Consider the following 7,874-nt stretch of genomic DNA (forward strand, 5'->3'; position numbering starts at 1 on the left):
AATAAACAGAAATGCTGTTTTTCTCGTTTGATGTAATACAACCTCTGGCCAAACCTTGTTGCGGGTGTTCTACTCCGCGAAACACGGGAGAGGGCATGGCAAATATTCGCACCGCACGACAGGAAGAGGCCGATCTGCTTGCAGATATCGGTATTCGTTCCTGGGAACAGGCGATGATTCCGGTCGGCGAGACGAGCCCGATGCTGGAAAATGCCCGTCAGGCCTTCCAGAACTTCACCCGTAGCCGCTGGATCACGATTTCCGTCGTGGAAAGCGGCGGTGCCGTAGTCGGATGGGCAGCCCGCGAACAGCTTGATGAGAACATCACCGACTTCTGGATCGATCCTCAACATCAGGGGCAGGGGCTGGGTTCGGTTCTGCTGGAAGAGGTGGAGGACGAGATCCGCAAACAGGGCTTCGAGAAGGCGTCGCTGGAAACACACGCTCTCAATCGGGACGCTGTCGGTTTTTTCGAGAAACATGGCTATTCGGTCCACTGGCTGACCATTGCCTATAACCCGAAGCTCGACCGCGACGTCCAGACCGTTGGCATGTCCAAGCAGCTCGTGGAGCCGGCCGGCACTGGTTATGCGGAATTCTAGTTTCCTGCGAAGGAGCGGAGCACCGCATCCAATGCGGCTGCGGCCCTTTCGGGAGCGATGAGGACGGCTGACGCGGCCGTAATCTGCACGACGGAGAATGTCGGCAAGGCGACGGGAAACGGCTGTTTGCGCGTTTTGTGGCGGAGAAGCCTCTGGGCAAGTAATGCGCCCACACCGCCGCCGAACAGGGCGAGGGAGAGCAATGTGGTTTCCCGTATGCGCTATTCGCCATTGCGGGCCGCGTCCTTGTCCAGCCAATAGACACAGAACACCACGACATTGTAGAGCGCAGCGATGGCGAGAAGCGTAAGGGTCCCGGGAGCCATCCACCCATGCTGCATGAAGCGGATTAACGATTGATGAGCCTCTTGCGGGCTTGATGTCTTGCCCCGCAAGGCTGGACAAGCCTTGCGCCACCGCGACATTTGTTCTACCTCACGGGCTTGAAAACTCCACGCATGACACGAGCATCTGATGACCCTAGTTGACACGCGCACGCCTGACCCGAAACGTTTCATTCCCGGCGCCACCGGCGATTGGGAAGTGATCATCGGTATGGAGGTTCACGCGCAGGTGACGAGCAATTCGAAGCTCTTCTCCGGCGCCTCGACCACCTTCGGGAATGCGCCGAATGCCAACGTATCGCTGGTGGATGCGGCCATGCCCGGCATGCTGCCGGTCATCAACGAGGAATGTGTCAAGCAGGCGGTCCGCACCGGACTGGGCCTGAAGGCGCAGATCAACAAGCGTTCGATCTTCGACCGCAAGAACTATTTCTATCCGGACCTGCCGCAGGGCTACCAGATTTCCCAGTTCAAGGATCCGATCGTCGGCGAGGGCAAGATTATCATCTCGCTCGGCCCCGACCGTCAGGGCCAGTTTGAGGATATCGAGATTGGCATCGAGCGTCTGCACCTCGAGCAGGACGCCGGCAAGCTGATGCACGACCAGCATCCGACGATGTCCTATGTCGACCTCAACCGATCGGGCGTCGCGCTGATGGAGATCGTCTCGCGCCCCGACATGCGCTCGCCCGCCGAGGCGGGGGCCTATGTGCGCAAGCTGCGCTCGATCCTGCGCTATGTCGGCTCGTGCGACGGCAATATGGAAGAGGGCTCGATGCGCGCCGACGTCAACGTCAGCGTGCGCAAGCCCGGCGATGAGTTCGGCACGCGCACCGAGACGAAGAATGTCAATTCGGTGCGCTTCGTGATGGCGGTGATCGAGGGCGAGGCGAAGCGCCAGGTCGAGCTGATCGAAAGCGGCGGCACGGTGGTGCAGGAAACGCGCCTCTACGACCCCGACCGCAACGAGACGCGGTCGATGCGGTCGAAGGAAGATGCGCATGATTATCGCTATTTCCCCGATCCCGACCTGCTGCCGCTGATCCTCGACGACGCGTTTCTGGCGGAGTGCCGCGAGTCCTTGCCCGAACTGCCCGACGCCAAGCGCGCGCGCTATCTGGCGGCGGGGATTTCGCCATATAACGCCGACGTGCTGACCGCCGAGGTCGAGAGCGCGCTGTGGTTCGACACGCTGCTGGAGACGGGCGCGAAACCGGCCGCGGCGGCGAACTGGGTGACGAGCGAATTGTTCGGCGCGCTCAACCGCCTCGGCAAGAGCTTCGAGGATTGCCCGGTCACCCCGGCGCAGGCGGGCGAATTGCTCGGCCTCGTCGCCGATGGCACCATCTCGGGGACGATCGCCAAGCAGGTGTTCGAGAAGATGCTCGAAAGCGGCGACGCCGCGAGCGTCATCGTCGAACGCGACGGCCTCAAGCAGACGAGCGACACCGGCGCGATCGAGGCCGAAATTGCCAAGATCCTGACCGCCAATGCCGACAAGGTCGAGCAGTATAAAGGCGGCAAGGAAGCGCTGTTCGGTTTCTTCGTCGGCCAGACGATGAAGGCGATGCAGGGCAAGGCCAACCCGCAGGTCGTCAACGAGCTGCTGAAGAAGGCGCTCGGCTAACCGGCGGGGCTTCGTCAGCCCTCTTCGTTCGCCGGGGGCAAGGTCTGCACATGGACGAGCCCCTTCGACCAGAGGAGCATTCCGCCGTCCGGATCGCGCGCGATCAGCGGGCCATAGAAGCCGGCGCCGAAGGCCTTTTCGCGATCCTTGCCGGTCAGGCGCTGTAATTCGGCCTCGGTCAGGTTCAGCGCATAGGGGATCGTTCGTTCGAGGCTGCCGAAAGCCTTGTCCAGCGCGGCCCTTGCCCGGCGCCCGTCATCTGCGGCCCAGGCGGCGACATTGTCTTCCGGCGCATAGGATCGCCGATCCAGCTGCACGACGCTGATGATCGTCTGCCGATAATAGGGCGCGGGCGCGGCGCCGCGTGCTTTGTCTTTTGCCTGATGGGCCAGGGAAATTTCGGCCACGGCGCGGATTTGCGTGAAGTCGGGCGACAGGCCGTAGCTGTAGACGACGAACGCGATTTGCAGCGTATCGGCGGAAGCGGCGAAGGCGCGGCGGCCATCGGGGGAGGCGTCCTTGCTCAGCGCGATGTCGCGGGCGCGGAACCAGCCGATTTGCCCGAGCGCCGCGCGGGTCGTTGCGAGCACCAGCGCATCGGCGTCGAAATCGCCCAGCACCTGGCGTAGCGGCGCGACGGTCGCTTCGGCTTTTTGGACGGCGGTGTCGCGCATCCGTCTGCCCTTGTCGTCCATCGACTCGATGATGATCGCGCCGATCAGGCCGCCGCCGCCCGCCGAGCTGGCCACGCGCCCGACGTCGACGCTCGTCTCGATCCATTTTTGGGCGAGGACGGTCTGGACCGCGCGGTCGTCGGCGGCGCGGTCGCGTTCGGCGACGATGGCCGAAGGCTTGGCAGGCTCGGGCGCCGCCATGGCGGCGGGCGCGACGACAGCGGCAAGGCAGAGGCCGATCAGCAGGCGCAAGGCAGGCTTCCTGTGACGAACGGGACGCGGGACACCGCCGCCGGAAGCGGCGGCCACCCCCCATCCCCAATCATTTGGCGGGCGCGTAACCCTTGGCGAATTCGAGGAAATTCTTCACGAAGACCTCGCGCAATTCCTGGTTGGCGGCGGCCTCTTCCTCGCCGGTCTTGGGCGGGAAGATCGAAAGGCCGTTGCCGCCGCGGCCCTTGACCATCGCCGTCTCCTTCTTTCCGGCACGGAAATCCTTGACGATGAAGCGGTTGTTGAGCGAGCGGCCGTAGATCGCCCGCTTGGTATAGAAATTCTGGGTGATGATCAGTTCGACGTAACAGGCGGCCGCCGACGGGCTGAGCCGGGTCGTCGCCTTGGTGCTGATCTTGCGGTCGGCGATCGGCGTTTCATAGATGATCTGCGACGGCGGCAATTTGAGCGCCGCGAGGAGGTCGATCGATTGCAGCGCGTCGATCTGCATTTGCGGCCCCAGGGCTTCCTTCAGATATTCGGCTTCGCTGATATTGCGGTTCTTGTTCGACGCGGCATCGGCGACCGCGCCCACGATGCCGAAGCCGGACAGCCAGCCGGTGGTCATCGCCTGCCCCTCGATGGTCGGGAAGACATGAAGTTCGCAGTCCGGGACCGGCGCCGCTTCGACCGGTGGTGCCGCGGCGTCGACCGGCGCGACGGGGGCGGGAGCGGCTGCTTCCTCCGCCGCGACCGCGGTCGTTTCGGCCGGGGCATCGGATGCCGGCTGCGCGGCCGCCGCCATGATCGGAACGCAGGCTGCGGCGATCGTCGCGATAACGGCCCCGGTTCGCATAATATTCGTCATTGTCGACCCCCCTGTTCCCAAACAGGGGCGACATTCGAACGGAATCGCCGCGCTTCCTTGCAGGCGCGGGATCGAATGAGCGGCATTCGACCGCGCGGCAAGCCGCAGGTCCGGTTTGATGTAGCAACCCCCGTGACCGGACCGAATGGCCGGACGGTCCCGTTGCTAATTTGCGCCGGAATCTTTGCAAGGGCTTTTCGCGCCATTCCGGAAATATGCCGCCGCCCCAAAAGCATTGACGTCCGCCGCCGGTGATCGCTAACACACTGGAATTGCAATCGGAACGAGGTGCCGAAGAGATGATGCGAAATAGGTTTTCGGCCGGCGTGCTGCTGGTTCTTGCGACCATGGGCGGAGCCGGTGCCGCAGCGGGCGGAGAGGCGCCCGCGGTGAACGACGGTTACGACTGGACGATGCGCGTCGATGACGAGGAGCGCGCGCAGAGCGCGGTTCTGGCCTATGAAGTCGCCGATACCGACGACCAGCCGCTGGCGTTCGCTTGCGAGGAAGGCGGAAACCGCATCTTTGCGAGCATCACCGGGGGCGATCCCGAACTGAGCGCGATCGAACTGACGTCGGGCGACGCGCGGCTGTCGCTCAAGGGCACCACCGATGTCGAGGAAATGCCCTATTTCTCGTCCGAAGAGATTGCGGGCGGTTCGCCGCTCATCCGCGCCTTCGCCGCCAACGGCTGGCTGCGCCTGACCGCGTCGGGCGAAACGACCGACATGGCGGCGACGGCAAAGGGCAGGGACGCGATCGCGCGGTTCGTGCGCTTCTGCACCGAATAGGCGGCGCGGCGCGAGTCAGAAGCGTCGCTGGCCCGCGCCCCAATCACCGGCGTCACACTGGCCCGAGAAGGGCGTCATGCCCTCGATCGTGATCCGGCCCGAGCGGCGGTCGATCGCCAGTTTCGGCTTGTTGAGCCCGTTGAGGCGATAGGCCGCGCTGATCTTGTCGGGCGTCACGACCAGGTTGTCGAGATCCCACCAGCCGTGATCGTCGCCCGAATGGATCGGCGGAACGAGCTTCGGACCGAGCTGGATGCGTCCATGGTCGCCGTATAGCTCGATCTGGACGTCGCTGTTGAACCCCTGCGTGCCGTTGGAAAGCGTGTTGCTCCATTCCCATTTATGGTTGTGCGGGTTCCATTTGTAACTCGGATTGTTCTGAACCGTTGCGCGGGTGCCGGCGCCATAGCAGACCAGAATCAGCGACCCGGGGTCGCGCGGTGCATCGGTGCGCCGGGCGTCGTGATCGGGTTCGGCCCGGCTGTCGCCGGCGTCGCAATTTTCGGGCGGCACCGAAATCAGCGCGCCATAGCGGCCATCGGCGGTCGACACCGACAGGCAGCGGCCGGTGCGGGCGTTGAACCAGAAGGTATAGCGCTGCTCGCCGACCACGGTCGAGCGGCGCGCTTCATAACCGCGCGCGAGAAGCTGGGTCTCGCCGCCCGCCGCTCGCGCCCCGGCAAGATCGGCGACATCCGATGCCGACTGGGCGACCGCCATCTGCGGCAAGGCGGCGGAGGCGAGGGCGAGAAGGGAGAGAGGATAGCGCATCGAAGACTCCTGTTGCGATCAAGAAAGCTACCACCGAATGGCGACCATTTCCTTGAAATTTCGCGGGGGCGGTCAGTCGGCGCGTTTCCAGACCGTCTGTCCTTCCTTCACCGTTTCCAGCACCTTGATGTCGCGGATCGCGTCGACCGGCGTGGTCAGCGGATTTTTGTCGAGGATGACGAAGTCGGCGAGCAGCCCGGCCTTGATCCGGCCTTTGCGATTCTCCTCGAACGCCTGCCACGCCGGGCCGGTGGTGAGCGCCTGGAGGCCTTCGTAAGCGCCCAGCCGCTCGTCGGGGCCGCTGATCACTCCGGTCGGCGAGACGCGCGCCATCGAGGTCCAGAGCATGAAGCGCGTGTCGAGCGGGGTGACGCTATAGTCGCTGTGGTTCGACGGGATCAGCCCCGCCGCGCGCGCCGACTTGAGCGGGCTGATGAAATCGACGACCTCCTTGGGGAAGTTGGTGCGGTGGACGTCGGCCCAAAACCAGGCGTGGTTCGAGAAATAGGAGGGACCGACCCCGATGCGCTTGTAGTCGGCAAGCTGGTCGCGGCGCTGGAATTGCGAGTGGATGACGATCGGGCGGCGGTCGTCGGCGGCCTTGATCCCGGCGGCGTCGAAGCCCTTGATCGCCATGTCGATCGCCGCGTCGCCGTTGGCGTGGACGAAGATCTGCCAGCCGCGATCGGTGACCTTTTTGGCGAGCGCGTCGAACGCCGCCTGATCCATCGCCGGGGCACCGTGCCACGGATGGCTGCCGTCGGGGGCGCCGCGCGCATAATCGCGGGTGAAATAGCCGGTGCGCGCCTGCACCGACCCGTCGAGGATGACCTTGATCCCCTGCAATTTCACATGGCCGTCATATTGGCCGAAGCGGATATCGGGCCGCGCGAGCAGCGCGTCGAGCCCGGTGTAGAGCGGTAGCAGCGCAAGGTCGATCTTGAGGTGCTGGTGCGCCGCGGGGCCGGTGAAGAAGGCGAGGTCGCCGGGCATCGTCGCGCCGTCCTGCGCATGGGTATAGCCCTCCGCGAAATAGCGTTGCTGTGCCGCGTCGAGCCGCGCGAGCTTTTGTTCGGCGGTAAGCTGCGGCATCGCGGCGAGCATCAGGAAGGTCGATTTTTCGAGCAGGACGCCGTTCAGATGCCCATCGGCATCGCGCAGCATCATCCCGCCCGGCGGCGTCTGGCTGGCGTCGGTGAGCTTCGCGGCGGCGAGCGCGGCGCTGTTCGCGACGAGCGCGTGGAGCGATTGGTGGAGCACGACGATCTTGCGGTCCGCCGCCACCGCGTCGAGCTCGGCGCGGGTGATGTGGCGCCTTTCGGCGAGTTTCTCATGATCATATTGCCAGACGATCACCCAGCCGTCCTTGGGGATCGCATGCCGCGCGATATAATCGCGGATGACGGTTTGCAGCGAAGGGATGTCGGTGACGGGCGGCAGCGTCTTGTCCCAGAGGTCGAGCCCGTCCGCCATCTGCATCGCGATGGCGAAGTGCGAATGGGCGTCGACGAAGCCGGGGAGCATCGTCGCGCCCTTCAGGTCGTGGATCGCCGCATCCTTGCCCGCGGCGGTGCGCGCGGCCTTTTCGTCGCCCGCGAAGGCGATCCGGCCGTCCTTCGCGACGACCGCCTCGACCATATGCGGCGAATCGCCGTCCATCGTGATGATCGTCCCGCCGCGATAGAGCGTCGCGTCCTCGGCGGCGGCGGGCGTGGCGATCAGCAGCAGCGCCGCGAGCGTGGCGATGGGTTTCATATCTCTCTCCCTCGCCGGAACCGTGGCGGGGAAGGGGGGAGGAGGTCAAGTCTCTCTTTGCAACTCTTTTGCGGCTCCCATACCCTCTTCGTCACCCCGGACTTGATCCGGGGTCCCGCTTGTCACCGCCCAAAAGCGGGACCCCGGATCAAGTCCGGGGTGACGGGCAAGGGGGGCGAAAGAAGGCTCAAAACGGCGGTGGCGGCCCTTCGCTCGGGCCGCGGCCGGG

Annotated in this window: 8 protein-coding genes; 3 read left to right on the top strand and 5 right to left on the bottom strand. The window is 64.7% G+C overall.

What is annotated here, in order from left to right; translation table 11 throughout:
• Positions 1–95 precede the first annotated feature (95 nt).
• Positions 96–602 (top strand): GNAT family N-acetyltransferase, encoded by a 507-nt coding sequence (locus tag OJI97_RS09540; protein ID WP_250912748.1) that lies wholly within the window; start codon positions 96–98, stop codon positions 600–602.
• Here OJI97_RS09540 and OJI97_RS09545 read toward each other — a convergent pair.
• On the bottom strand, positions 599–820 hold the full coding sequence (locus OJI97_RS09545; RefSeq protein ID WP_297662976.1) for a DUF1294 domain-containing protein: 222 nt from the start codon (positions 818–820) through the stop codon (positions 599–601). The genes OJI97_RS09540 and OJI97_RS09545 overlap by 4 nt on opposite strands.
• 256 nt (positions 821–1,076) lie before the next feature.
• Here OJI97_RS09545 and gatB point away from each other — a divergent pair, with 256 nt between their 5' ends.
• Positions 1,077–2,573 carry an Asp-tRNA(Asn)/Glu-tRNA(Gln) amidotransferase subunit GatB gene (gene gatB, locus OJI97_RS09550; protein WP_297662965.1) on the top strand — a complete coding sequence of 499 codons (1,497 nt, stop codon included), beginning with the start codon at positions 1,077–1,079 and terminating at the stop codon, positions 2,571–2,573.
• A 14-nt stretch (positions 2,574–2,587) separates the two neighbouring features.
• On the opposite strand, the gene OJI97_RS09555 is transcribed toward gatB, so the two are convergent.
• The gene (locus OJI97_RS09555) at positions 2,588–3,499 is read right to left on the bottom strand and encodes a hypothetical protein (RefSeq protein ID WP_297662967.1); all 912 of its coding nucleotides are present in this window, start codon (positions 3,497–3,499) and stop codon (positions 2,588–2,590) included.
• A 70-nt stretch (positions 3,500–3,569) separates the two neighbouring features.
• Positions 3,570–4,316, bottom strand: a complete 747-nt coding sequence (locus OJI97_RS09560) for a hypothetical protein (RefSeq protein ID WP_297662969.1) — start codon at positions 4,314–4,316, stop codon at positions 3,570–3,572.
• A gap of 311 nt (positions 4,317–4,627) precedes the next feature.
• Between OJI97_RS09560 and OJI97_RS09565 the strand changes: the two genes are divergently transcribed.
• Positions 4,628–5,119: a hypothetical protein gene (locus tag OJI97_RS09565; protein WP_297662970.1), complete on the top strand. Its 492-nt coding sequence runs from the start codon at positions 4,628–4,630 to the stop codon at positions 5,117–5,119.
• 15 nt (positions 5,120–5,134) lie between these two features.
• On the opposite strand, the gene OJI97_RS09570 is transcribed toward OJI97_RS09565, so the two are convergent.
• Positions 5,135–5,890, bottom strand: coding sequence for a hypothetical protein (locus OJI97_RS09570; protein WP_297662972.1), 756 nt, complete (start codon positions 5,888–5,890; stop codon positions 5,135–5,137).
• A 72-nt stretch (positions 5,891–5,962) separates the two neighbouring features.
• Positions 5,963–7,645 (bottom strand): amidohydrolase, encoded by a 1,683-nt coding sequence (locus tag OJI97_RS09575; RefSeq protein ID WP_297662974.1) that lies wholly within the window; start codon positions 7,643–7,645, stop codon positions 5,963–5,965.
• Positions 7,646–7,874: the final 229 nt, after the last annotated feature.

The organism is Sphingopyxis sp. (assembly GCF_025869345.1).
In the GTDB taxonomy this organism is placed as follows: Bacteria; Pseudomonadota; Alphaproteobacteria; order Sphingomonadales; family Sphingomonadaceae; genus Sphingopyxis.

Excerpts from the sequence above, each read along its gene's own strand:
- OJI97_RS09540 (WP_250912748.1), top strand. The coding sequence starts at position 96 with ATGGCAAATATTCGCACCGCACGACAGGAAGAGGCCGATCTGCTTGCA.
- gatB (WP_297662965.1), top strand. The coding sequence starts at position 1,077 with ATGACCCTAGTTGACACGCGCACGCCTGACCCGAAACGTTTCATTCCC.
- OJI97_RS09560 (WP_297662969.1), bottom strand. The coding sequence starts at position 4,316 with ATGCGAACCGGGGCCGTTATCGCGACGATCGCCGCAGCCTGCGTTCCG.
- OJI97_RS09565 (WP_297662970.1), top strand. The coding sequence starts at position 4,628 with ATGATGCGAAATAGGTTTTCGGCCGGCGTGCTGCTGGTTCTTGCGACC.
- OJI97_RS09570 (WP_297662972.1), bottom strand. The coding sequence starts at position 5,890 with ATGCGCTATCCTCTCTCCCTTCTCGCCCTCGCCTCCGCCGCCTTGCCG.
- OJI97_RS09575 (WP_297662974.1), bottom strand. The coding sequence starts at position 7,645 with ATGAAACCCATCGCCACGCTCGCGGCGCTGCTGCTGATCGCCACGCCC.